Source organism: Colwellia sp. 5_MG-2023 (assembly GCF_030547795.1).
In the GTDB taxonomy this organism is placed as follows: Bacteria; Pseudomonadota; Gammaproteobacteria; order Enterobacterales; family Alteromonadaceae; genus Colwellia.
On record NZ_JAUOPW010000001.1, the window covers coordinates 123,916 to 148,558 of the forward strand.

Below are 24,643 nucleotides of genomic sequence, written 5' to 3' on the forward strand. Positions count from 1 at the left end.
ATGTCCACTTCTTGTTTTCATTGTAATGAAGTTATTCCATCCGGTATAAACCTTTACGTTACCATTAATCAAAAAGAACAACCTATGTGTTGCATAGGTTGTCAAGCTGTTGCGCAAACTATTGTTGATAATAACTTGACCCAGTATTATCAATTTAGAACTGAGCCAGCCCAAAAAGGCGCCGAGCTAATACCTGAAGAATTAAAAAGCTTACAATCGAAAAAAAATAAATTACTTAATGAAGAAATGCTGCAAAGTGAATTTATTTATCAAGATCAAGGTGCAAAAGAAGCTATTTTAACGATTGAAGGGATTAATTGTGCTGCTTGTGCTTGGTTAATTGAAATGCAACTTACCAAGCTTAAGGGGATTAACGAAATAAGTGTCAATGCAACGACACAACGTGCAACCTTAAAGTGGCAAGATAAGGTTTTACAATTAAGTGAAATACTTGATGCCATAGAAGACATTGGTTATCAAGCCCTTCCCTTTAAAGCAAATGAAATAGAACAACGTAATAAGAAAACCAGCAAAGTATTTATCAAGCGTTTAGGCATCAGTGGCATTTTAATGATGCAAGTTATGATGATTGCTGTCGGGTTATATTTTGGCGCTTTTTCTGATATGGATGAAGATCATAAAATATACCTGCGTTGGGTTAGTTTTATTCTAGCCATCCCTATTGTTTCATACGGAGCTTTCCCTTTTTATATTGGCGCAATAAATGCTTTAAAGATTAAAAGATTGTCGATGGACGTTCCGGTATCAATTGCTATTATTTTAGCCTTTACTGCCAGTGCTTGGGCAACAATAACTGAGCAAGGAGAAGTCTATTTTGAGTCCGTATCTATGTTTACTTTCTTATTGCTTATCGGTAAGTTTTTAGAATTTAGAGCACGCTCATATGCTGCTCAAGTTTCAGCAAATTTGTTAAAGTTGATGCCAATGACGGCGACTAGATTAAAAAAAATAGGAAGTAACTCTCCTGCAATTAATGAAACAGTTCACACAAAGAATAGTGAATTACAAAAGTCAGCGAATGATGTTGAAAATATAAGTAATGAAGAGCTTATTGCTGCCAAACAATTAATTAAAGATGATCTAGTGTTAATTAAACCAGGTGAAGCTATTCCAGCAGACGGTATTATTATTAGTGGCGCCAGCCAAATTAATGAAGCAATGTTATCTGGCGAGCAAACGCCAGTATCAAAAACAATTGATGATGTGGTTTTTGCAGGAACCATTAATGGTGATGGAAACCTTACCGTCAAAGTACAACAACCAAGTAATCAATCATTTTTAAGTCAATTAATTCGTTTAAGTGAGAAATCTCAAGCATATAAGCCTAAATTGGCACGTTTTTCTGATAAGGTAGCACAATATTTTGTCGCTATTATTTTACTTACAGCCATTGGTACCGCACTTTATTGGCATCACCATTTACCCGAAGAAGCTTTTTGGATTACCTTATCCGTATTAGTTGCGACCTGCCCCTGTGCATTATCTTTGGCAACACCAACTGCCTTAACTTGTGCCACAACTCGATTAAATCGTGATGGTATAATGATAAAGTCAGCTCATGTCATGGAAACCATGCCTAAAATAGATTGCTTCGCTTTTGATAAAACAGGCACGTTAACAACAGGTGAGTTTGCGATAGATAGAGTTGAAATCTATGATAATCAATACACTAAAGCCGAAGCATTAGTGATAGCGGCAGCTTTAGAATCTCATTCTGAACATCCTTTAGCTAAGCCTTTCAAACAACATAGAGACTTTAATCTTCCGACAAAAGAAATCCAAGTTCAGTCTGGATTAGGTGTAACTGGTATTGTTAATGAGCACCCTTATCGTATTGGCAAAGCTAGCTGGCTGTTAACAGCTACAGAGCATAAAAATGATCAATCGTTAATGAGCGCTTCTTGTGTACTCGTTTTTGAAAATAAACTTATTGCAGCATTTTATCTGGTCGATAAGATCAGAGAAGACGCCTATATTTTATTAAACACGCTTAATGCCAGCCATCAAACAATGATGCTGTCTGGTGACAATCAAAGCGCCTGTGACAAAGTAGGTAAAACCTTATCTGTAACTCAATGTCATGGTAACTTAAGCGCCACAGATAAAATGTCAATAATCAAAGAACAACAAAAGAACAATATTAACATTGCTATGGTAGGCGATGGTGTTAATGATTCTCCAGTATTTGGTGCTGCACATGTATCTATGGCAATGGGCTGCGGAACTGATATAGCCAAAAGCGGTGCTGATGTTATTTTACTTAATAGTAAACTAACAAGTATTAATACCTTAAATGATGTATCAATAAAGACTAAACGCATTATTTTTCAGAATTATTTATGGGCTTTTGGCTACAATGCTATTGTATTACCATTAGCTGTAGCCGGTTACATTACACCTTACATGGCTGTTATTGGTATGTCTGTTAGCTCAATTTTAGTGATCAGTAATTCACTACGCTTACTCAGATAATAGCCCTTAAGATCAAGAGAAACAAAAATGAGCATTATTTATTTTTTAATTCCAATCGCAGTATTACTAACAGCACTGGGTATTTATATGTTCTTTTGGGCAGTAAAAACTGAACAGTTTGATGACCTTGAAAAAGAAGGTATGAGTATTCTTTTTGATAATAAAGAGGATGATAAAACAACCAAACAAAGTAGTGATAAACCTGACAGTAAAAATCATGGCTAACAAAGTCAGCAGTTCTCATAACGGTAACTAACTCAATGAACCTAGACTTATTCTCCGCATTTGTAATAGGATTACTTGGCTCAGGGCATTGTATTGTGATGTGTGGTGGGATTACCACCATGCTCACTTCAGCCCTTCCTGAGTCAAATAAATATAATAATCAAATACCTGTTAATAATCAGAGACCGATTAAGCACTCAACAACATCCTCAATTACTCGTAGTAAAACCGCCTTAGTAATTTTATACAATATTGGTCGTATTTCTTCCTATGCTTTTATCGGTGCAATTGTTGGATTTACCGGCTCTATCGCGGCAAAAAATATTGGAATGCCACTTGCTGGCCTACGGTTAATTTCGGCAACCTTTATGATCTTACTTGGTTTATATTTAGGTCAGTGGTTGATGTGGTTAAATCGAATAGAAGCCCTAGGTAAGTATTTATGGCGTTACATATCACCTTTAGCCAGTAAAGCCATCCCTGTAAATTCACCAATAAAAGCACTTACTCTTGGCGCCATTTGGGGCTGGTTACCTTGCGGATTAGTCTACTCAACCTTAACTTGGGCACTAGCAAGCGGTAGCATATATACTGGGGCGAGTATTATGTTCTTTTTTGGCTTAGGTACTCTTCCCGCACTGTTAACTCTTTCTATTGGGTTTAGTAGCATTAAAAATACTTTAACTAAACCATCGTTCAAAAAGGTAATGGCGTTAGTACTAATAACCTTTGGTATTTATAGTTTTATTGTTGCATACCACCAGATGTTCTAATACCATAGCATTATCCTAGAAATTAGAGTAAATACATAAATGAAAATTTACCCTATTCCTATAAAATAAATGAGTAGCCTATGTTAAATAATAGTTCCCCTGGTGCACAGCATATTAACTGTCAAAACTGTAGTATTAGTGAACTTTGTCTACCTTTTACCTTAAATGATCAAGAACTTAATACGCTTGATCAAATTATTGATCGTAAACGTCCTTTCCACAAAGGTGATAAAATATTCACTGATGGTCAAGAAATGCAGGCGCTTTATGCTATTCGTTCTGGTACATTTAAAACTTTTACCGTTAATGAACAAGGTGAAGAACAAATCACTGGCTTTCACTTAGCTGGAGATTTACTAGGATTTGACGCTATTGCCGAATCAGAACATAAAAGTTTTGCTCAAGCTTTAGAAACATCGATGATATGTGAAATTCCTTACGATAATTTAGATACTTTATCTAATACTATGCCAAAACTTAAGAAACAAGTTTTACGCTTAATGAGTAACGAAATTAGAACCGATCAAGAAATGCTTACGTTGTTGAACAGAAAGAATGCCGAACAGCGTGTTGCTACTTTTTTAGTCAGCTTAAGCAAACGCTATCGTGCCAGAGGTTTATCAGCCAATGAATTTCGCCTTACAATGACACGAAGCGATATTGGTAATTACATTGGACTTACCGTTGAAACAATCAGCCGTTTATTAAATCGTTTTCATAAAACAGGCTTAATTAAGGTTGATGGTAAACTTATTACTATCATAAACCTCAATGAACTTGTTAATTGTGCCGAACTTTAGCTCCTCAAAGGCTTTCTAGCGTTATAATTTATAATGCTTGTTTTAAATCCCTTATACTTTGATTTAAAACAAGCATTAATCTCACACTTTTGATATAAATTACTTAAGCTTTAATAAAGTTTAACCAATGTATAACAACAGGGAGAATTATCATGAAAACCTATCAAAAAATTCTAGTCGTTATCGACCCATCAACTGATGAACAAAAAGCATTACAAAGAGCAATAGACTTAGCTGCCAATATTAAAGCAAGTGGCGGTCAGGTGGAAATAACTGCTTTTCTAAGTATCTTTGACTTCTCTTATGAGATGACTACTATCCTTTCCAACGATGATCGTGGCGCTATGCGACAATCTGTTATTAAAGATAAAGAGCTTTGGCTAGAAGGTATTATAAGTGATTTAAAGCCTGATATTGATATTAGTAACTTAGTTGTTTGGCATAATCGCCCTTTTGAATCTATTATTGAACAAGTAATCCAAAATAATTACGATCTAGTCATTAAAGGGACTCATCAACATGACAGATTCAAATCGGTAATTTTTACTCCTACCGATTGGCATATATTGCGTAAATGTCCATGTCCAGTATTATTAGTAAAAGAACATGAATGGCCAAGCAATGGGAACATACTTGCGGCAATTAATGTCGGAAGTGATGAAACAGAGCACAATTCACTTAATAATAAAATTACTAAAGAAGCAAAAAATTTAGCACAGCTGATTCAAGGAAACGTTCATTTAGTAAATTCATTTCCTGGCACACCTGTTAACATTGCAATTGAAATACCAGAGTTTAACTCTAGTGAATACAATAATACTATGCTGCAACATCATAAAAAGTCGATGGCAGCACATGCGACTGAATTTGAAATTGATATCACTAACACTCACGTTGAAGAAGGCTTACCTGAAAGAGTCATTGAAGAAGTCGCAGATAAAATTGATGCTGAGCTAGTTGTGCTAGGCACAATAGGCCGAACGGGTATTTCTGCAGCATTAATTGGTAATACCGCAGAGCATGTCATTGACCAACTTAACTGTGATGTACTTGCGCTAAAACCTGAAGGTTATGTGTCGCCACTACAGTAAAAGTATTCTCTCATACTGAAATCAAAGACTGAAAGAGGTATGTAACCTTTTTCAGTCTTTATTAAGCTAATATAACGTCGAAATAATCCCCTTTCAAACAACTTTAATAGCACTTTAAACTTTTAACCTATGATAGAATTTACCATCGAAAATAAAATATCTAATGTGATTAAGTGGTAAGTAGTTTTTAATGAATACTCAACAAGCTATTAGCAATAAGCTAGAAAAAAAAATCAGACACCTAACAGGCAAAGCCGTTTCTGATTACAACATGATTGAAGAAGGCGATAAAATTCTTTGTGCCATAAGTGGAGGTAAAGATTCTTTTGTCATGCTTGATACCCTTTTACACTTAAAACGTGTAGCGCCCATTAAATTTGACGTTATAGCTGTCAATCTCGATCAAAAACAGCCTGGCTTTCCTGAACATATACTACCTAATTACCTCGAAGAAAAAGGCATTGACTACTACATTATTGATAAAGACACCTACTCAGTAGTAAAACAAAAAGTACCTGAAGGAAAAACAACGTGCGCTTTATGTTCAAGACTCAGAAGAGGATCATTATATGGTTTTGCTGAAAAGATTGGTGCAACAAAAATAGCATTAGGTCATCATATGGATGACATCGTTGAAACCTTAATGATGAACATGTTTAATAATGCAAAATTAAAGGCTATGCCACCTAAACTACTAAGTGACGATAAACGAAATGTAGTCATAAGACCGCTATCATATTGCAGAGAGAAGGATATTGAGCAACTATCCGAGGTAAAGAGCTACCCTATTATTCCTTGTAATCTCTGTGGCTCACAAGAAAACTTACAAAGAAAACAAATAAAAAAAATGCTCAATACTTGGGACCAAGAGTCTCCAGGGCGCGTAGAAAGTGTTTTTAAAAGTACGCAAAGTGTTAGTCTTTCTCAATTATCTGACCATAATTTATACGACTTTTCAGCGCTTACCATCGATAGAACCGCCGAGCCAAAAGAACAAGAGTTTGGAGGCGCTGACATCTCGTCGTCAAATTTAATTGACGTTAAAAACATAGAAATAATCGACGCTTCTTGATCGAATATAGGGAACACACAAACGTGTGTTCCCCTATTGAATGCATCTGGTGTAACTTATAAACCGTCTGAACCATCAAAACCTTACTATATTGAGATAACCTTTATATAAAGCTAAGTGTTTGGTTGGGTTTATTCGTTTTTATTACCTGTATTTATTCAAGAGTGATATTTATAGTGCTACTTTCTCCAGCATAAGTCACCGTAACAATCACTTCATCGGTACTTTTTGAAATATTCGTTAACTGATAACTCGCTGTGTTTGTACCTAAATCAATCAATTCCACCGTGACTAAACTAGTATCGCTAACTGACCAATGTGCAAACTCAGAAACATTCAAGCTTGTTGGGGTGTCGGTATAATAAGCCGTTAAGGTTAAGTCTACCGACTCTGATGATGCCAAGGTAATATCACTACCTTTATTAATTTTTATAGAGTCAAGTTCAGCTGTTCCTGTTACTGATACGGTTGCCGTAGTTTGATTGCCTCCACAAGAGCCAACAAGTTGCGTTGTACCCGCAATAAGGCCAACTAGGGTGCCTTTGTTATCACCTGTTGTCGTAATGCCGAGATAGTCACCACTTTCTTGTGACCAAACAATAGTATTATCAATAGAAGATGGCAAAGTAGTATTGGTTAACGTGGCCTGACCGTTAACTAAAATACGTTCTCCTATTGCGAGCGTAATATCATCGGTAACTATATCATCAAGTAAAATATCAAGATGGCCTACATTGAGTGGGTCGGCAACAACGGTTAATGAGTCGGTAATATCGTCTAAAGTCCCCGTTATTATGGTGGTTTCAATGTCAGGTGATGAGGTATACAAGGTACCGTTTTTATCAATAGTCGCACTAGTATTGCTATCAAGACTAAAGCTGATATCTTTGATCGTATTCATTGAAATATAACCATCTTCATAATTTACATTTGCAGTAATGTTGGTCGCCACACAGGTACCAATAGTACCCTCTTCCGGCTGAGGATGAATTAAGTTAATAGCGCTTACCGCAACGTCACTAACTGAAATTTCTCCTTCATCCACAATCCCATTAATGCTTGTTCCCATAATAATAACAATACCTTGATTATTCGAGGAATTGGCAACAGCGGTAACTAAACCTTGCTCATTAACAGTAGCGATGCTGTTATCACTTGAACTCCAATCAATACTTTCCGTTACGTCGATAACATCACCACTATTAGTTAAAGCCATTGCGCTAAGTTGATGAGTTTCACCTTTCGTTAATCGAATATGATCATCGTTGATCGTAAGTGACTCAATAAATAGCCCTTGCTCACGCAATTTTTCAAACGTAACTGCTTGACCGAGTTCGCTAGCGTTATTATCCGTATCGCAACCAAATAACATGATGTTCGTTAGGCATATAGCAATAAAAAAAGCTATAGCGTTGCTTTTGATTTTGTTACTTTTCATTGTATTAGCTTTCATTGTTTAATTTTCACCGCAAATGCTTTTTATGAACTTTTATACATTCAAATAGCATGATTAATAACTAGAATTGGTAGATTACACCAAGAGAAATACCAGATATGGATATATCATCATCTTTATAGAGTGATTGATAACCAAACCTAAGTTGGGTATTTTCGATATAAGATATTTTTTGATGAAAAGTGATGCCCCAAGAAAAACCAGAATAGGTATCTTCGCCGTTATACGTTTCTGCAGGCCCCTGCACCGTCATATCGGTTACAGCATAGCCTAGTGATACATCTAAACCAAAACCACTGATAGTCTTTGATTGCAGTACAAGGTAAAGAGCAATACTTTGTTCTAAATCGAATTCCATACGATAAATATTATCGGTATTGTTACCTCTTAGATACTGAGCTTCCAAGCCAATACGTTCTTTATTTGCTCCTATGCGAAAGGCAGTTGTACTAGGTTTCGCACGTTCATCACGAAGTTCAATAGAAGATAATATATAATCAACACCAACATAAGTTGAGTCGACAAGGGGTGATTTGGCAGTACTGGGGAATGAAAAGCTAATTAATAATAGCCAAGAAATAATTTTTATCATGAAGATCCATCTACATTTTATATCCTATTTAGAAGTAGATAGTATAGAACTTAGCGAATCTAATCAATACCTTTACTATAACGGCCGATGATTAAAGAAACATATAGTAACCGTAGGTTAAAGAAAAAACCACAATCAATGATTATAACTATTGATTGTGGTTAATATCTATTTAAGCGAATAAAGGTTGTTTAATTACCGGAGTATCCCCCTACAAAAACGATAACAACTCTTGGTCAAGCTGCATCAAGGTTTTAGGGTCTGCCATCATAGTTTTCGCTAACGACTTAGTTCTTGGTAACATGCGTTCAAAATAAAACTCTGCTGTTTTAATTTTTGCACGGTAAAAATCACGATTTTCAACATCTGTTGCTAACTTCTCGTAAGCAGCTTGTGCCATTTGAGCCCAAAAATAAGCCATCACGATATAACCAGAAAACATTAAATAATCAACTGACGCTGAACCAATGATATCTCTATCTTTCTTTGCTTTAAGTGCTAACCTAAGAGAATACTGCTGCCAATTAGCTGTTGCTTTACTTAATGGCCAAATAAACTTATTCATTTGACGCTTATGCGGGCTATTTGAAATCATACTTTTATCTTTACAAAACGTTAGTATTTCTTTAGTAAAGGCTTTTAATGATTTTCCACGCGTTAGTAAGATCTTACGACCCAGCAAATCTAACGCCTGTATACCTGTTGTACCTTCATACAGTGTTGCAATACGTGCATCACGAACAATTTGCTCCATTCCCCACTCTTTTATAAAGCCGTGACCGCCGAATATCTGTAAACCATGGTTCGCACTTTCTGAGCCAAGTTCAGTTAAGAAAGCTTTAAGGATAGGTGTAATAAAACCTAAACGTTCATCTGCTGCTTCTTTTTCAGCATCAGTTTTTGCCATTTCAATTTCATCAACAATTTTAGCCGTATAATAGATCATGGCACGACCACCTTCAGAAATAGCCTTCTGCGTCATTAACATTTTACGAACATCAGGATGAACAATAATAGGATCTGCTACTTGCTCAGGAAATTTCTTACCTGTAAGCGAGCGCATTGATAGACGCTCTTTTGCGTAAATTAATGAATTTTGATATGCCAATTCTGCAGTACATACACCTTGTAATGCAGTACCTACACGGGCGGTATTCATAAAAGTAAACATACATTCTAGACCTTTATGTTCCGGTCCAATGAGCTCACCAACAGCATTATCAAAATTTAGCACCGCAGTTGCAGAAGCTTTAATACCCATTTTATCTTCAATAGAGCCGCAAGTAACATGATTGCTTTCGCCTAAATTACCTTGCGCATCCGTTTTAACTTTAGGAACAATAAATAAAGAGATCCCCCGTGTACCTGCTGGCGCATTTGGAAGCCTAGCTAACACAATATGGATAATATTCTCTGTTAGGTCATGCTCACCCGCTGAAATAAAAATTTTAGTACCGGTAATATTATATGTGCCATCTTCATTTGGCTCAGCTTTCGTTTTAACTTGCCCTAAATCAGTACCACATTGTGGCTCAGTTAAGCACATAGTACCTGTCCAGCTACCTTCAGTTAAACGCGTTAAATAAAGCTCTTTTTGTGCTTCGCTGCCATGCGATTGTACTGTATTCATGGCACCATGGCTTAATCCTGGATACATAGCCCAAGACCAGTTAGCGGTACCCATCATTTCTGATTTAGCCATACCTAATGACGGTGGTAAGCCCTGACCGCCATGTTCAATAGGATGAGATAAGCTTTGCCAACCACCTTCAACATATTTGTTATAAGCTTCTTTAAAGCCCTTAGGTGTCGTTACAGCCCCATTGTTAAAGGTACAACCTTCCTTGTCACCACTTTGATATAAAGGTAATAGTTCATTTTCACAAAACTTTGCACATTCTTGTAAAATTGCATCATTTAAATCAGGGGTTGCTTCGACAAATTCAGGGTATTTTTGGTAATGTCCATAATAATCAAATACATCTTCTATTAAAAATTTAATGTCTGCTATCGGTGCTTTATAACTAAGCATAGTTTTCTCCTACCACTGAAGTAATTGATGATGCGGTGATCATATTAATAATTGCCGTTAACTAAACACCTTTTAGTTATGTTTACTTAACGGTGATCACTATAAATAATAACAGAGATTAGAACACTGGTCATACCACCAACACAAGTTGTTTTTTAGTATTTTTTCTTATCAACATTAATATTTATTAATAACGTACTGTTTTTTATAAAATAAAATAGTCAAACCTTAGTTTGAAAAAGTGATAAAATAAGCAGTAGAAACAACTCTTTTTAAGGGCTAAAAAGATATATGTCAGAAAGTTATTTAGAAATACAGTTAGATAAACAACCAATAGAGTTATGTAAATTACTTAAAATTGCTGATCTTGTTGCAGGGGGTGGTGAAGCGAAAGTTGTTATTAGTGAGGGATATGTTTTACTCAACGGTGAAGTCGAATATCAAAAAAGGAAAAAAGTTTACCATGATGATATTGTTGAGTTTAATGGTGAAAGAATACAAGTTGTTATAAATGAAGAGCTAAGTGAAGATGATGTTTTTGATTATGTTCCTAATGAAATAATAACAACTGCTGAAGATTTAAATGAAAATACTCAATCAGTAAGTACGAAATCATCAAAAAATGAAGTAAAAGCAGCAGTACCAACAGTTGATGGCACCGCTAGGCTCTCTAAAAGAAAACCTATTTCTTTTTAGTTTCGTACTAAAATATCAATATAAGAAATTATTTAACGAGGTTAAGTACTTCGTTAGATAGTTTCGTTATTTCAGACCAATTTTTCGTTGCTACAACTTGACTAGGAACCAACCAAGAGCCACCACAACAAGCAACATTTGATAATGCTAAATAATCACGAACATTCTTTAAATTAATTCCGCCTGTAGGGCAAAAAGTAATATTAGGGAATGGACCACCAATAGCTTTAATAGCATTAACACCACCTGAAGCTTCTGCTGGGAAAAATTTCAAGTGATCATAACCTAAATCTGCTGCGCTCATTAAATCTGAAACAGAAGAAACACCAGGAATTAAAGCAATACTACTTTCACTCCCTGCTTTTAATAAATCTGGCGTTAAACCTGGGCTTAAGGCAAACTTAGCTCCTGCATCAATTGATTGCTGTAAGTGTAGACGGTTAGTAACAGTACCTGCCCCAACAACGGCCTCAGGCAACTCTTTAGCAATAGTGCTAATTACATCTAATGCAGCAGGCGTACGTAAGGTCACTTCTAATACTTTAATACCCGCAGCCAAAAGTGCTTCCGCAATGGGTAAAGCATCTTCAACTTTATCAATCACTAGTACAGGAACGATAGGTCCCATTGCAAAAAGATCTTTTGGCATAATTTGCCAATTATTTATTGATGTCATAAATCCTCTATTCTATTTTTTATTTAATATAATTCAATTTAATGTGTAATTTTTAGTTTTTTAAATGTATTAATTTAGCTTGGTTGACCAATACTTTTCTTTAGCAGAGGCTTACTCATCAAACAGAGAACATGCACCTGTTTCTGCTGAGCTTAAGTTACGACGCATAAACCCAAACAGTTCACGCCCCATGCCTTGATGATGTCCATTTTTTTGGAATAGAGCATTATCACGAGCAGCTAATTCTTGTTCGTCAACTAATAACGTTAATTCTCCCGTCACACCATCTACATTGATCATGTCACCCGTTTTAACTTTGGCAATTAGACCTCCATCTAAACCTTCAGGACATAAATGAATGGCTGCAGGTACTTTACCTGATGCACCAGACATACGACCATCAGTCACTAAAGCAACTTTAAAGCCCTTATCTTGTAACACTCCTAATGGTGGCGTTAATTTATGTAATTCAGGCATGCCACGAGCTTTGGGTCCTTGGAAACGAACTACCGCAACAAAGTCTTTCTCTAACTCACCGTTATCAAACGCCGATTGAAGCTCATGTTGATCTTCAAAAACAATCGCAGGAGCCTTTATTACAAGATGATCATCACTTAAAGATGAAGTTTTTAATACTGACGTACCTAAATTACCTTTCAACGTTTTTAAACCGCCATCAGCTTTAAATGGTTTGGCAACGGTTGTAATTACCGCTTCGTCTAATGATTTTTCAACGCCATCAACCCACTTAAGTTGACCATTATCCAATATTGGTTTTTGGGTATAACGTGTTAAACCACGACCACAAATTGTTTCAACATCTTCGTGCAATAACCCCGAGTTAATAAGCTCTTTGAATAATAATGCCATACCACCCGCTTCTTGGAAGTGGTTAATATCAGCGTGACCATTTGGATAAATACGAGTGATTAACGGTACAGCTTGAGATAAATCATTAAAATCCTGGAAATTAATAATAATACCGGCAGCACGCGCAAATGCGATAATATGCATCGTTAAATTAGTAGAACCGCCTGTTGCTAATAACGCTACAATTGCATTAACAATAGAGCGTTCGTCAACCATTTTACCAATAGGCATATAATTGCCTGACTGTTGTGTTAGACGAGTTACTTGACGGGCTGCGGCTTTTGTTAATTCTTCACGTAATGGCGTATTAGGCGCAACAAAAGAAGCACCCGGTAAATGTAACCCCATCACCTCAACGACTAACTGATTAGAGTTAGCTGTACCGAAGAAAGTACAAGTACCTGCAGCATGATAAGACGCAGACTCAGCCTCTAACAAGGCAGCTTCGTCAACTTCACCTTGTGCATATTGTTGACGTACTCGTGCTTTTTCTTTATTAGGAATACCTGATGGCATAGGTCCAGCAGGAATAAAAGCTGTTGGCAAATGGCCAAATGTCATACTGGCAATAAGTAAACCGGGTACAATTTTATCGCAGATACCCAACATTAATGCGCCATCAAACATGTTATGAGATAAGCCAACTGCTGTGGCCATAGCAATAACATCACGGCTCATTAGGCTTAAATCCATGCCAGGCTGACCTTGTGTAACACCGTCACACATTGCAGGAACACCACCTGCAAATTGAGCTACACCACCTGTCGCTTTAATTGCATCTTTGATAATTTGAGGGTATGTCTCATAAGGCTGATGTGCACTCAACATATCATTGTATGCGGAAACAATGGCAACATCTGAATGGTTTAAGCCTTTAATCGCTTGTTTATCTTCTTTATTACAAGCCGCAAAACCATGCGCTAAATTACCACAAGATAAACTTGCACGATGAACAGTATTTGATTTTGCTGCCGCTATTTTAGCTAAGTACTCTTTTCGAGTTGTCGCACTTCGAGTGATAATACGTTCTGTAATATCTACTATTTCTTGCTTCATTGCTATTTTCATAGGCCTACTTCTTGATTTTTAACGGTAAATTATTAAATTAACATTTTTAATGAATATTAATTTGCAGATAATATTCCTTATTTAGCCCAATATATTTGGGTATCTATCACATCATTGTGTAAAAAAGCTCTAATTGGCATTTCAAAAATATCGTGAGTGCTCAGAGCTTTATCTAATACTTGTTTTTTATTATCACCACACACATGCAAAAACACATTTTTACTGGCTTTTAATGCCGAAAAACTAAACGTTATACGTTGATGAGGCGCTGTTTTTGGTTGAACTTTCATTAATGAATTAACATTATTAACATCTAGGCCTTGTTCAATTTCATCACTACAAGGAAAAAGCGATGCAGTGTGACCATCTTCTCCCATACCTAAAATAACAACATCTAATGGTAATAATGCATGATTAGCAGCCAAATTAAGATCTGCTAAAGTCTCGTCACATAATTCATCACCCTGCTTAAGGTGAAAAAACTTTGCCGAAGCAGCTTTATTAATGAGTAGATTTTCGTGAACTAATTTAGTATTACTATCATCTGAATTTATATCAACCCAACGTTCATCAGCCAGCGTAATCGTTACTTTCTTCCACTCAATTGACTTATTAGAAAGCGCCTTAAAAAAACCTTTAGGGGTTGAACCACCTGAAACAGCAAGACTTGCCTTGCCTGTTAAGCTAATAGCCGACTGCAGTATTTTACTAATCTTATCTGCTAATGACTCGTCTAATTGTTCTCTGCTATCAAAGTTATTTAATTGATACATGATTATTCAACCCACTGGCGATCATCTCGCGCAATTAAAGAAATAGAAGAAACCGGTCCCCATGATCCCGCAGCATATGGCTTAGGTGCTTCATTCGTTGATTTCCATGCATCAATAATACTATCAGCCCATGTCCAAGCAGCTTCAACTTCATCGCGACTAACAAATAACGACTGGTTACCATTTAAAACTTCAAGCATTAAGCGCTCATAAGCATCAATAACACGTTGATCTTTATATGTATCATTAAAGCTTAAATCTAATTTGTTTTCCTGAATGTTCATTTGTGAAGCAATACCAGGAATCTTATTCATCATTTGCAATTCAACCCCTTCATCAGGTTGCAGACGAATAGTTAATTTATTTGCAGGTAAATCACTGTAGCTATCTTTGAAGATATTATGTGGTTGCTCTTTAAAATGAACAACTATCTCACTATGTTTAGCTGGCATACGCTTACCAGTTCTTAAATAGAAAGGTACACCTGACCAACGCCAATTATTAATTTCAGCTTTAATAGCAACAAAGGTTTCTGTTTTACTATTAGTATTCGCACCTTCTTCATTCAAATAACCAGGTACGCCAACACCATTTAAATAACCATCAGCATATTGGCCACGTACTGTTTTTTCTTTTACATTAGTACGATCAATAGGGGAAAGTGCTTTAACCGCTTTTAATTTTTCAGCACGAATACTTTCTGCACTTAAATCAGCAGGCGGTTCCATAGCTAACAGAGATAATACTTGTAATAAATGGTTTTGAATCATGTCGCGCATTTGTCCAGCTTCGTCGTAAAAGCCCCAACGCCCTTCTATACCAACACTTTCAGCAACAGTAATTTGAACATGGTCAATGCTATTTCGATCCCAATTGGTCGTAAATAGTGAATTAGCAAAACGCAGAACCAACAAATTTAAAACTGTTTCTTTACCTAAATAATGATCAATACGGTAAATTTGATTTTCTTTAAAGAAACGGGCTACTTGATTATTAATGACTCTAGAAGATTCTAAGCAATGACCAATTGGCTTTTCCATCACCACACGATCTTTATCAGTAACAAGATCTGCATGATTCAAACCGTCACAAATATTGCCGTAAATGGCAGGTGATGTAGAGAAATAATAAACACGGGTATCATTCCCAGTTGATAATGTTTTTGCTAAATCTTTGTAGGCATCAACTTTTACTAAATCAAGTTGTTGATAAACTAAACGCGCCATAAAGCGGGCCAACACAGACTCATCTAATGATTCTTTAACAAAAGTATTGATATTTTCTAGCACAAAAGCTTTAAATTCATCTAAATCGTGCGTTGGGCGAGCAACTCCAACAATACGGCTATTCTCATTAATTAACCCACACGCTTCTAATTGATATAGTGCCGGCAATAATTTACGGCGAGATAAATCACCTAAAGCACCAAAAATAACGATTTCACTGGCAGATTGACTATCTAATTTATTCATAAAAACTCTCTGACCTCTTAATACCTCAGTACAATTATACTGATGATAACTATCATTTTACTTCATGGGAATGATGAACAGTAAAATTCTCACCCATATACAACGACTCTCTCATAATTTAAATAAAACAGTAGAATTGTAACTTAGCTACATATGCATCTAATTTAGCGTTTGAGTGTTAATCAGTAAAGAACTTTCTGTAATTTTACTACATTTTATTTATAAAAAGCCTAAAAATATTAAAAAACTGACCTGAACTATAAGATTGTTCGAATTTAATGCGTTAATATTACAAACAAAACAAATCAAATCTCGCTTTATTTATTAAAAATTTGCAAAGTCACTGTGTTTTACATTATATTAACGTTAATTTATGAAATAAAATTTCATTTTTTATGTTACTAAAAAAGAAAATAAATTACAGTAAGCATATACAGTTATAATGCAGTAACTATTATTAGTTATATAATTTCAATATTATCACGCCAATAAGTGGCTAGTAATAAGTAGGGCCAAGGTCACAAAATAATGAATATATTAGAAAAGATCACTAACGAGCTGGACACCCTAAGTAAATCTGAACGAAAAGTGGCAGAAGTTATACTCTCTTCACCCAATACTGTTATTCACTCAAGTATAGCTGCGTTAGCAAAACAAGCGAATATAAGTGAGCCAACAGTCAATCGTTTCTGCCGTCGATTAGATACAAAAGGTTATCCTGATTTTAAACTACATTTAGCACAAAGCTTAGCTAACGGTACTCCTTATGTTAACCGTCATGTAGATGAAAATGATAGCGCTGAAGATTATACCGATAAAATTTTTGAATCAACTATGGCTAATCTTGAGTTAGCACGTAAAAGTTTAGATTCATCCTTGATTAACCGCTCTGTCGATGTGCTTACCCAAGCTAATAAAATATCGTTTTTCGGGTTAGGTGCTTCAGCCATTGTTGCTCATGATGCCCAAAATAAATTTTTCCGCTTTAATGTTCCTGTCGTTTATTTTGATGACATATTAATGCAACGTATGAGTGCTATAAATAGTCGTCAAGGTGATGTTGTTATTGTGATATCACATACAGGAAGAACAAAATCATTAGTTGAGGTTGCTAGTTTAGCAAAAGAAAATGATGCTACCGTCATTGGGATCACAACTAAAGACACACCACTTGCTAAAGAATGCAGTATTGTTTTATCTGTAGATGTTGCTGAAGATACTGATCTTTATATGCCAATGTCTTCAAGGATAGCGCAATTAGCACTGATAGACGTGCTTGCAACAGGTTTTACTTTAAGACGCGGTAGTAAGTTTAGAGATAACCTAAAGAAAGTAAAAGATAGCCTAAGAAGCTCACGATTCGACCGAAAAGATTAATAGTAAACTCATTGTACAAAAATTGAAAAAACCAAAATAAAATATATTTTTAGACACATTAAAAAGTTATAAGGATTAACATGCCTAGAAGAACGAAGATTGTTGCTACCCTTGGTCCAGCAACTGATGATAAAGCAAAATTAAAAGCAGTTCTTGCTGCCGGTGTAAACGTAGTAAGACTTAATTTTTCTCACGGCGTACCACAAGATCACATTGACAGAGCAAATAATGTACGTGAAGCGGCGAAAGAATTAGGTATATATGTTGGTATTTTAGGTGATTTACAAGGACCTAAAATCCGAATATCTACGTTTAAAGATGGCCCTATTAAATTAGCTATTGGTGATAAATTTGAACTTGATGCAACATTAGAGAAAGGCCAAGGCTGTCAAGAAAAAGTAGGCATTGATTATAAAAAACTTGTACAAGATGTTAACGAAAATGACATTTTATTACTTGATGATGGTCGTGTTCAACTAAGAGTATTATCAACTTCAGATACCTCAGTATTTACTGAAGTAACTGTTGGTGGACCATTATCAAACAATAAAGGCATTAATCGCCAAGGTGGCGGTTTAACGGCTCCAGCATTAACAGCAAAAGATAAAGAAGACATTAAATTAGCCGCTAAAATCAATGTTGACTTCTTAGCTGTTTCTTTCCCTCGTGATGCTGCCGATATGCGAGAAGCTCGCTCTTTAGCAGAAGCAGCTGGCTGTGATGCACGCTTAGTTTCAAAGATTGAACGTGCAGAAGCTGTAAATGACAATGACGTGCTTGATGGTATTATTTTAGCCTCTGATGTTGTTATGGTTGCTCGTGGTGATTTAGGTGTTGAAATTGGTGATGCTGAACTTGTTGGTAAACAAAAACACATTATTGCTCGCTCTCGTCGATTAAACCGTGTTGTTATTACAGCCACACAAATGATGGAAACCATGATTGAGCAACCAATGCCAACACGTGCTGAAGTTATGGATGTTGCAAACGCAGTGCTAGATGGTACTGATGCTGTAATGTTAAGTGCTGAAACAGCTGCTGGTAAATATCCAGTAGAAACAGTGACGGCCATGGCCAATGTTTGTGTCGGTGCAGAAAAACACCGTTCGGTAAATATATCAAATCACAGAATGGATCTAACCTTCGATGAAATATCTGAAACGGTTGCCCTTTCTGCTATGTATGCAGCAAACCACTTAAATGGTGTTACTGCAATTATTGCATTAACAGAATCAGGACAAACCAGTAAATTAATGTCTCGCATTACTTCTGGCTTACCTATTTATTCATTATCTCGCCATGCTAAAACATTAAATAAAACAGCTATTTACCGTGGCGTTTACCCTATTGCTTTTGATTCAACTGACAGCAGTGTTGAGGCATTAAGTGATGATCTATTAAAAGTTGTTTGTAAAAACTCAGAGTTGGCCGTTGGCGATAAAATTATATTAACCCACGGTGACTTAATGGAAACAGTTGGCGCTTCAAATACATTAAAAGTATTAACGCTTGCTGAAAAGCACTTTAGTTAATTAGTAATAGTTAAATACTAGTCTTTAGCTACTATACTAATGGTCAGTTACTAAGACTAAATAGCTAACCTAATAAAAAAAACAGCTAGATTATAGATTTACTCTATAAACTAGCTGTTTTTATTTTTCAGTACTATATTAATCACGACGCCAATTTGACGATCATAATTGCGCTATTTATCTAAACCGCCCATACACAAGTATTTTATTTCTAAATAATCATCTAAGCCATACTTAGAGCCTTCGCGACCATTACCTGATTGTTTCATACCACCAAACGGCGCGGCTGCATTAGAAATCAATCCTTCGTTAATACCAACCATACCAAAATCTAAACCTTCAGCAACACGCCAAATTCGACCAATATCACGAGAGTAAAAATAAGCAGCTAAGCCAAATTCTGTATCATTCGCGATACTAATAGCTTCACTTTCATCTTTAAAGCTAATAATTGGTGCTACTGGGCCAAAAATTTCATAATGCGCTACTGGCATATCGTTCGTAACTTTAGAAAGTACTATAGGCGCTAAAAAGTTTTCGCCGATAGATAAATCATAATCACCAAAAGACATCTCTGCTCCCTGACTAATAGACTCATCTATAAGCTTTTTAACATCTTTAACTGCCTGTGCTGTGATCATAGGGCCAACCGTAACGCCTTTATCTAAACCATTCCCAATAGATAAACCTTTGACTGCTTCAATAAATTTTTCAGTAAACTCTACTAATACATTTTCCTGCACTAGAATACGATTAGTACAAACACACGTTTGACCAGTATTTCGGTACTTTGATACTAACGCACCAGCAACAGCGGCATCAATATCAGCATCATCAAAGACAATAAACGGCGCATTACCACCTAACTCCATTGATACTTTTTTCACGGTAGAGGCACATTGACTAATAAGCGACTTACCAACCTCTGTAGAGCCGGTAAAAGTAAACTTAGCTATATCTTTATGCTCAGTTAGCACCTTTCCCATACCACGAGCATCATCACCAACAACAACATTAAAAACACCTGCTGGAATACCAGCCCTTTCAGCAAGCTCTGCCATAGCAAGTGCAGATAAAGGTGTTTGTGTTGCAGGTCTAACGACAAATGTACAACCCGCAGCAAGTGCCGCTGCTGCCTTACGAGCAATCATTGCATTAGGAAAATTCCATGGCGTAATAGCAGCAACCACACCGATTGGTTGTTTGATCACAACAATACGCTTATCACCTGATGACGCAGGAATTGTATCACCATAAATTCGCTTACCTTCTTCAGCAAACCATTCAATAAAAGCAGCACCATAAGCAATTTCACCTAAAGCTTCAGTTAAAGGTTTACCTTGCTCTAGAGTTAAAATACGACCTAAATCATCTTGATTTTCCATCATTAAGTCAAACCAATTACGTAATAACGTAGAGCGTTCATTTGCTGATTTTGCTGACCATGCTTTTAACGCTTTTTTAGCTGACTGTATCGCTAATTCAGTTTCAATTACGCCAGCATTACACACTTTAGCCACTTGCTTGCCTGTAGCAGGATTCAAAATTTCTATTTCATTTATACCTGTGTGCCAACAGCCATTGATATAAGAAGCGTATTTTACTAATTTTCGATCGTTTAAATGTTGCATACTTTTTGACCCCTTAACTAATATAACATGGCAGAAATAATGCTTTACAGCCGTTATTATAACGTACAATAAAAATTATTTAGAGAAGTCTACCAGTAGCATTTCATTAGATGCATATGTTTATTGCGTTTCTTAAGATAAATCAGGGGAAAAACTCTTAATTGGAGCACTGACAACACGGCTTATTTCAGCCATCATAAGTTAACAATAATTTAATGTTATTGAGGTAACTATAACCTTGCTTATTAAGATATTAGCGGTATTGAAACTGGCTTACTGATTCGTGAGCGAGTATTTTGATTAAGTGATTACTTGAGGGAAAAGAATAGTAAGCATGAACAACCGGTGAAGTATAGATAAAAGGCTATTACCTATACTTCTTTTGTTATATGTTCTTTGTGTTCTTTATAGGGGGCGATTAATTTAAAAACTAATTAACTTAACAAATTAATTATAAATTTATTAACTGTTATAGATCCATGCTAAAAAACATTTTGAATCGATTACATTAGTAAATTTAATTAATTTTGAACCGTTTTGATCAGTAACAACAATATTATTTTTGTTAACTGAAATAGATTGTACAGGTGATTTAATTGAATAAATCATACCTTTATATGTATAAGACATAATAAAACTCTTTTAATTTGCGTTTAAACGCATGAATAATAAAAGCTATATTATTGTGTGAAAACTTTTCGATATTTATAAATATCAACTCAATACGAGAATATATCTCGATAACTCAGACAATAATTGAAGCTTAATAATTTGAGTGATGACTAACTGTGAAAGGGAAAGACAAAACAATGATTACCGTGGAAGGTAAACTGTTAGATAAACGAGAGGAGAGTAAATAACACGGCAAGTATATAGGTTAATTATGGTGAAGTAAACAACTTATATTAAAATACCGTTATTTAACTTAATAAAAATAAAAAAGGTGCTAATGAATAGAACCTTTTTAAGTTATTGATCGAGCCATACTGTTTTTATATTTAAAATAAAAACAGTATGGCTGTTCTAGTAGTTAATCATTTATAGAGTTAAATATTTTACTAAACGATGTTGCTACATCGATAGTAATTGGCAATTTTAATTTTCTAGCAATATCACTAGATGAAATTACCCCTCGAATATGATGATGACTTTGATCGAGCACCAAACAATGGCGAACTTTATAATGTTTTAATGCTTCAATAACATCACTCACTTTAGCTTTTTCCAGCTCTTCAAAGTTAAATGCATTTAATGACGCTCTGGTAATCATAACATCAGACACTAATAACTCTTCGCGTGTAAAGCCTTGTGCTATTTTTGCCATAATATTCTGTTCGCTAACTTCATTACTGGTGATAACACCTAAAAATTCATCTTCATCTGTCACTACTATTTTCATATGAACATGTTCTTTCATCATTAACTTTATTGCATCGACAGCTAACGTACTCGCGTCAACCATAAGGGGTTTATGCTGATTAAAATCAGTGAAAATATTAATTGCAGGTGAATGCATATTTATATCTTGAAACTGTTCAGGTGTTGCAATTTGATCGATTTTGTCTAAATCAAGAAGAGAAAGTGTTTTCATAATAGCCTCTTTATCTGTTCTAATTTACTACAGATAATTCAATAAATTTTATGAACGAAGCAACCAAAATCATAACTATATTTTCACAATAATAACTACAATTTGATTAATTCGTTGTATGTTTGATAAAAAAATTTGACTACGCTAAAAAATATGAAGGTCGCTTACACAGCATTATCACTATTGATTATTGTTAAATAAAATAGTTAAAGTTATAAGGTCTATTTATATTTCAGCATAAAGAATTATGAAATAGGTGGGGCTCTAGGATGAGCTACAAAACGAGTAGCGGTAACAAACGACGTACTTTTATTTAAAGTACGTACTGGATGATATTTGTTGATTTGATAAAGACCCGATACTGTAGGTAATGCATCGGTAGGTTGGTCGTTTACTTCACTATTATCGATAGATAAGTGAACAATAGCAGAATCAGCATTTTCAATATCAAAGGCGTTTTTATTCTCTGCAATACTATATGCAGTGACTAATACCAATAAAATGGCGCAATATCGAAAAAGGTAATTTAAGTTCATAACTTCATACTAAGTTAACTTAGATTAAGAGTAAATATAAATTTTCATATAATTGCAACCACTAAATAAATGTTATTCGGTCAAACTAAATAGGAAATAAATACTTCATATTATAGCTGACCGTAAAATTTATCCTTCAAGAAGCTCAGCAGGCAAATCATCCTTTTCTTCCTCCCTTAAAAAAGGTGCATTTTGTCTAAGCATTTTGGTAATGTCGATAACATAATCAACACCACGTTCAGAGTAAGGTAATAAGCCTGTAGCTAACACTTCAGGATTTAACTCCTGCTCTTGTGATCTTAATTCAAACCGAATAGTTCGAAACACACGATATGCATTATGAGAATTAATATTATCAAAATAACGGGTAACGGCTTCATCTAAGCTTTGAAAAGCGGCAACCTCATGACTTGCACCAGTATTTCTACTATTTGGAACCATGCCACAGCCCTCTTGATAGCACCAAATTCCAAAGAAATTTAATCCAATACGAGAAAAACGTGAAGTGCCCCAAGCCGATTCATTTGCCGCTTGTACTAAAACTAAAGGCATAGGAATAATGTCTACACGCAAGAGTAAAGCGTTTAATTGTGACAAAGTCGAAGCGTTTTTATTAACCCGATATTTTTTAACTAAACGCTTTAATTCTTGATGTTCTTGCTCTGATAGAGGTAATTCTAATGAAACATGTTCAAGCCAAGTATTTAGTTTCGCTCTAGTTTCTAATAATTTTTTATTCTGCTTGATAACAGCAGGTTTTATAAAATCAAAAAACTTTTTCTTTTTAGTTTGTATATCTAAAATCGCACCAAAATCAGGTAGTTTCACCTCATGTAAAGGCTTCTCTATTACTTTTTCTATTGGCGCTTTTTTTGCTTTACTTGTTATAACTTTAGTTAATGGCTCATCAATCGTTATATCGACTACCGTTGGTTTCAAGAAGGTGAAAGGAGCGAGCAAAGCAAGCATTAAAAATAATATTAATACAACTTTAATTAATATTGTGATCTTCATAAACAATCCATAATCTATTGAATTTACTGAGCTTAGGCTGAGAATGTATCATCTGAATCAGATTTAATCGTTTTAGGCGCTACTTTTGTTACACCTTGCAGATTACCGACATACTTATCAGTTGCAATGCTAATACCAAAGATTTCACGGTATAAGATCCCTTTAATATTATAATAAAGCGGAGCAAGAAATGAGAGACCAATCAATAAAACAATAATACCTAATGGGGCGAAGCTTGATTCAATTAATAATGCTAAAGGCATAAATAACAATACTAAGGAGAGGAATAAAACCACATAAATATAGAGTAAAGAAAAAAACTTAAAACGTAGCGTTTGAATAGATAAAATAATCGCTTTCATTGGTGTCATTTTTTTCTCAATTACCAAAGGAATTGTTAACGATAATGTTATCGCTAAAAATATACCTGGTAATACAAGTAACTGAAAGCCAATGCTAATTAATACCGAAGTAAATAAAGCACATAACACAACCCAACTTGCTCGTTGTAAAAAAGAAAAAATCATTTTCGCATGAGTTTTCATCCCCACAGCGTGTGATACCCCCATCATTTCAACAGCACCAAGAAAAGGCCAGACGGCAACAGTAACAACTACATTTAATAACATGCTTGCTTGAGGATCAGCTAATACCGCTTCAATTCCACCAAGATAATTGCTTCCAATAAAAGAAACCAACATACCAAGTAACACAGAAAACAATAAACCAACATTCATTGAAATTCTAGACTGTAATGTTTGTTGCCATGCCTCGGTAAAAATACCTTTAACATCAATTTGATAGTCACCTTTAAGGGCACTTTCAATATTACCGCCGACTTGTACAATAGTTATTTTTTCTGGCAAAACAATG

General features: G+C 35.3%; 21 protein-coding genes. 9 read left to right on the forward strand and 12 right to left on the reverse strand.

Going from position 1 to position 24,643, the window contains the following annotated elements; translation table 11 throughout:
• The 6 genes from Q4496_RS00500 to ttcA all read left to right on the forward strand — a co-directional run bounded on the left by Q4496_RS00500 (window position 1) and on the right by ttcA (window position 6,454).
• On the forward strand, window positions 1-2,493 hold the full coding sequence (locus Q4496_RS00500; RefSeq protein WP_303609749.1) for a heavy metal translocating P-type ATPase: 2,493 nt from the start codon (window positions 1-3) through the stop codon (window positions 2,491-2,493).
• A gap of 27 nt (window positions 2,494-2,520) precedes the next feature.
• Window positions 2,521-2,718 carry a cbb3-type cytochrome oxidase assembly protein CcoS gene (gene ccoS, locus Q4496_RS00505; protein WP_303609750.1) on the forward strand — a complete coding sequence of 66 codons (198 nt, stop codon included), beginning with the start codon at window positions 2,521-2,523 and terminating at the stop codon, window positions 2,716-2,718.
• Between the two features lie 35 nt (window positions 2,719-2,753).
• On the forward strand, window positions 2,754-3,491 hold the full coding sequence (locus Q4496_RS00510) for a sulfite exporter TauE/SafE family protein (RefSeq protein WP_303609751.1): 738 nt from the start codon (window positions 2,754-2,756) through the stop codon (window positions 3,489-3,491).
• An 80-nt stretch (window positions 3,492-3,571) separates the two neighbouring features.
• A complete protein-coding gene (fnr, locus tag Q4496_RS00515; protein WP_215972414.1) occupies window positions 3,572-4,291 on the forward strand; it encodes a fumarate/nitrate reduction transcriptional regulator Fnr in 720 nt (239 codons plus the stop codon).
• A 152-nt stretch (window positions 4,292-4,443) separates the two neighbouring features.
• Window positions 4,444-5,382 carry a universal stress protein UspE gene (gene uspE, locus Q4496_RS00520; protein WP_215972413.1) on the forward strand — a complete coding sequence of 313 codons (939 nt, stop codon included), beginning with the start codon at window positions 4,444-4,446 and terminating at the stop codon, window positions 5,380-5,382.
• A gap of 190 nt (window positions 5,383-5,572) precedes the next feature.
• Window positions 5,573-6,454: a tRNA 2-thiocytidine(32) synthetase TtcA gene (gene ttcA, locus Q4496_RS00525; protein ID WP_215972412.1), complete on the forward strand. Its 882-nt coding sequence runs from the start codon at window positions 5,573-5,575 to the stop codon at window positions 6,452-6,454.
• Window positions 6,455-6,608: 154 nt separating this feature from the next.
• On the opposite strand, the gene Q4496_RS00530 is transcribed toward ttcA, so the two are convergent.
• The 3 genes from Q4496_RS00530 to Q4496_RS00540 all read right to left on the reverse strand — a co-directional run bounded on the left by Q4496_RS00530 (window position 6,609) and on the right by Q4496_RS00540 (window position 10,534).
• Window positions 6,609-7,907, reverse strand: coding sequence for an Ig-like domain-containing protein (locus Q4496_RS00530; RefSeq protein WP_303609752.1), 1,299 nt, complete (start codon window positions 7,905-7,907; stop codon window positions 6,609-6,611).
• 64 nt (window positions 7,908-7,971) lie between these two features.
• On the reverse strand, window positions 7,972-8,502 hold the full coding sequence (locus tag Q4496_RS00535) for an outer membrane beta-barrel protein (protein WP_303609753.1): 531 nt from the start codon (window positions 8,500-8,502) through the stop codon (window positions 7,972-7,974).
• A 211-nt stretch (window positions 8,503-8,713) separates the two neighbouring features.
• Window positions 8,714-10,534, reverse strand: a complete 1,821-nt coding sequence (locus Q4496_RS00540; protein WP_215972409.1) for an acyl-CoA dehydrogenase C-terminal domain-containing protein — start codon at window positions 10,532-10,534, stop codon at window positions 8,714-8,716.
• Between the two features lie 291 nt (window positions 10,535-10,825).
• On the opposite strand from Q4496_RS00540, the gene Q4496_RS00545 reads away from it, so the two are divergent.
• A complete protein-coding gene (locus Q4496_RS00545) occupies window positions 10,826-11,230 on the forward strand; it encodes an RNA-binding S4 domain-containing protein (protein WP_215972408.1) in 405 nt (134 codons plus the stop codon).
• 28 nt (window positions 11,231-11,258) lie between these two features.
• Here Q4496_RS00545 and Q4496_RS00550 read toward each other — a convergent pair whose 3' ends face one another.
• The 4 genes from Q4496_RS00550 to zwf form a co-directional block, all read right to left on the reverse strand.
• Entirely contained in the window at window positions 11,259-11,906 is a 648-nt protein-coding gene (locus Q4496_RS00550; RefSeq protein WP_215972407.1) for a bifunctional 4-hydroxy-2-oxoglutarate aldolase/2-dehydro-3-deoxy-phosphogluconate aldolase, read from the reverse strand.
• Between the two features lie 111 nt (window positions 11,907-12,017).
• Window positions 12,018-13,832, reverse strand: a complete 1,815-nt coding sequence (gene edd / locus Q4496_RS00555) for a phosphogluconate dehydratase (protein WP_215972505.1) — start codon at window positions 13,830-13,832, stop codon at window positions 12,018-12,020.
• A gap of 89 nt (window positions 13,833-13,921) precedes the next feature.
• Window positions 13,922-14,617: a 6-phosphogluconolactonase gene (pgl, locus tag Q4496_RS00560; RefSeq protein WP_215972406.1), complete on the reverse strand. Its 696-nt coding sequence runs from the start codon at window positions 14,615-14,617 to the stop codon at window positions 13,922-13,924.
• A gap of 2 nt (window positions 14,618-14,619) precedes the next feature.
• Window positions 14,620-16,089, reverse strand: a complete 1,470-nt coding sequence (gene zwf, locus Q4496_RS00565; protein WP_215972405.1) for a glucose-6-phosphate dehydrogenase — start codon at window positions 16,087-16,089, stop codon at window positions 14,620-14,622.
• Window positions 16,090-16,617: 528 nt separating this feature from the next.
• Here zwf and Q4496_RS00570 point away from each other — a divergent pair.
• Both Q4496_RS00570 and pyk read left to right on the forward strand, forming a co-directional pair.
• Window positions 16,618-17,466: a MurR/RpiR family transcriptional regulator gene (locus tag Q4496_RS00570; RefSeq protein ID WP_215972404.1), complete on the forward strand. Its 849-nt coding sequence runs from the start codon at window positions 16,618-16,620 to the stop codon at window positions 17,464-17,466.
• 80 nt (window positions 17,467-17,546) lie between these two features.
• Entirely contained in the window at window positions 17,547-18,998 is a 1,452-nt protein-coding gene (pyk, locus tag Q4496_RS00575) for a pyruvate kinase (protein WP_215972403.1), read from the forward strand.
• Window positions 18,999-19,171: 173 nt separating this feature from the next.
• Here pyk and Q4496_RS00580 read toward each other — a convergent pair whose 3' ends face one another.
• From Q4496_RS00580 to Q4496_RS00600, 5 genes are all read right to left on the reverse strand, one after another.
• The gene (locus tag Q4496_RS00580) at window positions 19,172-20,629 is read right to left on the reverse strand and encodes an NAD-dependent succinate-semialdehyde dehydrogenase (RefSeq protein ID WP_303609754.1); all 1,458 of its coding nucleotides are present in this window, start codon (window positions 20,627-20,629) and stop codon (window positions 19,172-19,174) included.
• Between the two features lie 1,030 nt (window positions 20,630-21,659).
• Complete coding sequence (locus Q4496_RS00585; protein ID WP_303609755.1) at window positions 21,660-22,220, reverse strand: CBS domain-containing protein; 561 nt, start codon at window positions 22,218-22,220, stop codon at window positions 21,660-21,662.
• Between the two features lie 245 nt (window positions 22,221-22,465).
• Window positions 22,466-22,756, reverse strand: a complete 291-nt coding sequence (locus Q4496_RS00590; protein WP_215972400.1) for a hypothetical protein — start codon at window positions 22,754-22,756, stop codon at window positions 22,466-22,468.
• 129 nt (window positions 22,757-22,885) lie between these two features.
• On the reverse strand, window positions 22,886-23,770 hold the full coding sequence (locus tag Q4496_RS00595; protein ID WP_215972399.1) for a glucosaminidase domain-containing protein: 885 nt from the start codon (window positions 23,768-23,770) through the stop codon (window positions 22,886-22,888).
• A gap of 32 nt (window positions 23,771-23,802) precedes the next feature.
• Window positions 23,803-24,636: a hypothetical protein gene (locus Q4496_RS00600; RefSeq protein WP_215972398.1), complete on the reverse strand. Its 834-nt coding sequence runs from the start codon at window positions 24,634-24,636 to the stop codon at window positions 23,803-23,805.
• Between the last annotated feature and the right edge of the window lie 7 nt (window positions 24,637-24,643).

What these genes read in the sequence shown, in the direction of transcription:
- Q4496_RS00500 (WP_303609749.1), top strand. Translation starts at nt 1, where the DNA reads ATGTCCACTTCTTGTTTTCATTGTAATGAAGTTATTCCATCCGGTATA.
- ccoS (WP_303609750.1), top strand. Translation starts at nt 2,521, where the DNA reads ATGAGCATTATTTATTTTTTAATTCCAATCGCAGTATTACTAACAGCA.
- Q4496_RS00510 (WP_303609751.1), top strand. Translation starts at nt 2,754, where the DNA reads ATGAACCTAGACTTATTCTCCGCATTTGTAATAGGATTACTTGGCTCA.
- fnr (WP_215972414.1), top strand. Translation starts at nt 3,572, where the DNA reads ATGTTAAATAATAGTTCCCCTGGTGCACAGCATATTAACTGTCAAAAC.
- uspE (WP_215972413.1), top strand. Translation starts at nt 4,444, where the DNA reads ATGAAAACCTATCAAAAAATTCTAGTCGTTATCGACCCATCAACTGAT.
- ttcA (WP_215972412.1), top strand. Translation starts at nt 5,573, where the DNA reads ATGAATACTCAACAAGCTATTAGCAATAAGCTAGAAAAAAAAATCAGA.
- Q4496_RS00530 (WP_303609752.1), bottom strand. Translation starts at nt 7,907, where the DNA reads ATGAAAGCTAATACAATGAAAAGTAACAAAATCAAAAGCAACGCTATA.
- Q4496_RS00535 (WP_303609753.1), bottom strand. Translation starts at nt 8,502, where the DNA reads ATGATAAAAATTATTTCTTGGCTATTATTAATTAGCTTTTCATTCCCC.
- Q4496_RS00540 (WP_215972409.1), bottom strand. Translation starts at nt 10,534, where the DNA reads ATGCTTAGTTATAAAGCACCGATAGCAGACATTAAATTTTTAATAGAA.
- Q4496_RS00545 (WP_215972408.1), top strand. Translation starts at nt 10,826, where the DNA reads ATGTCAGAAAGTTATTTAGAAATACAGTTAGATAAACAACCAATAGAG.
- Q4496_RS00550 (WP_215972407.1), bottom strand. Translation starts at nt 11,906, where the DNA reads ATGACATCAATAAATAATTGGCAAATTATGCCAAAAGATCTTTTTGCA.
- edd (WP_215972505.1), bottom strand. Translation starts at nt 13,832, where the DNA reads ATGAAGCAAGAAATAGTAGATATTACAGAACGTATTATCACTCGAAGT.
- pgl (WP_215972406.1), bottom strand. Translation starts at nt 14,617, where the DNA reads ATGTATCAATTAAATAACTTTGATAGCAGAGAACAATTAGACGAGTCA.
- zwf (WP_215972405.1), bottom strand. Translation starts at nt 16,089, where the DNA reads ATGAATAAATTAGATAGTCAATCTGCCAGTGAAATCGTTATTTTTGGT.
- Q4496_RS00570 (WP_215972404.1), top strand. Translation starts at nt 16,618, where the DNA reads ATGAATATATTAGAAAAGATCACTAACGAGCTGGACACCCTAAGTAAA.
- pyk (WP_215972403.1), top strand. Translation starts at nt 17,547, where the DNA reads ATGCCTAGAAGAACGAAGATTGTTGCTACCCTTGGTCCAGCAACTGAT.
- Q4496_RS00580 (WP_303609754.1), bottom strand. Translation starts at nt 20,629, where the DNA reads ATGCAACATTTAAACGATCGAAAATTAGTAAAATACGCTTCTTATATC.
- Q4496_RS00585 (WP_303609755.1), bottom strand. Translation starts at nt 22,220, where the DNA reads ATGAAAACACTTTCTCTTCTTGATTTAGACAAAATCGATCAAATTGCA.
- Q4496_RS00590 (WP_215972400.1), bottom strand. Translation starts at nt 22,756, where the DNA reads ATGAACTTAAATTACCTTTTTCGATATTGCGCCATTTTATTGGTATTA.
- Q4496_RS00595 (WP_215972399.1), bottom strand. Translation starts at nt 23,770, where the DNA reads ATGAAGATCACAATATTAATTAAAGTTGTATTAATATTATTTTTAATG.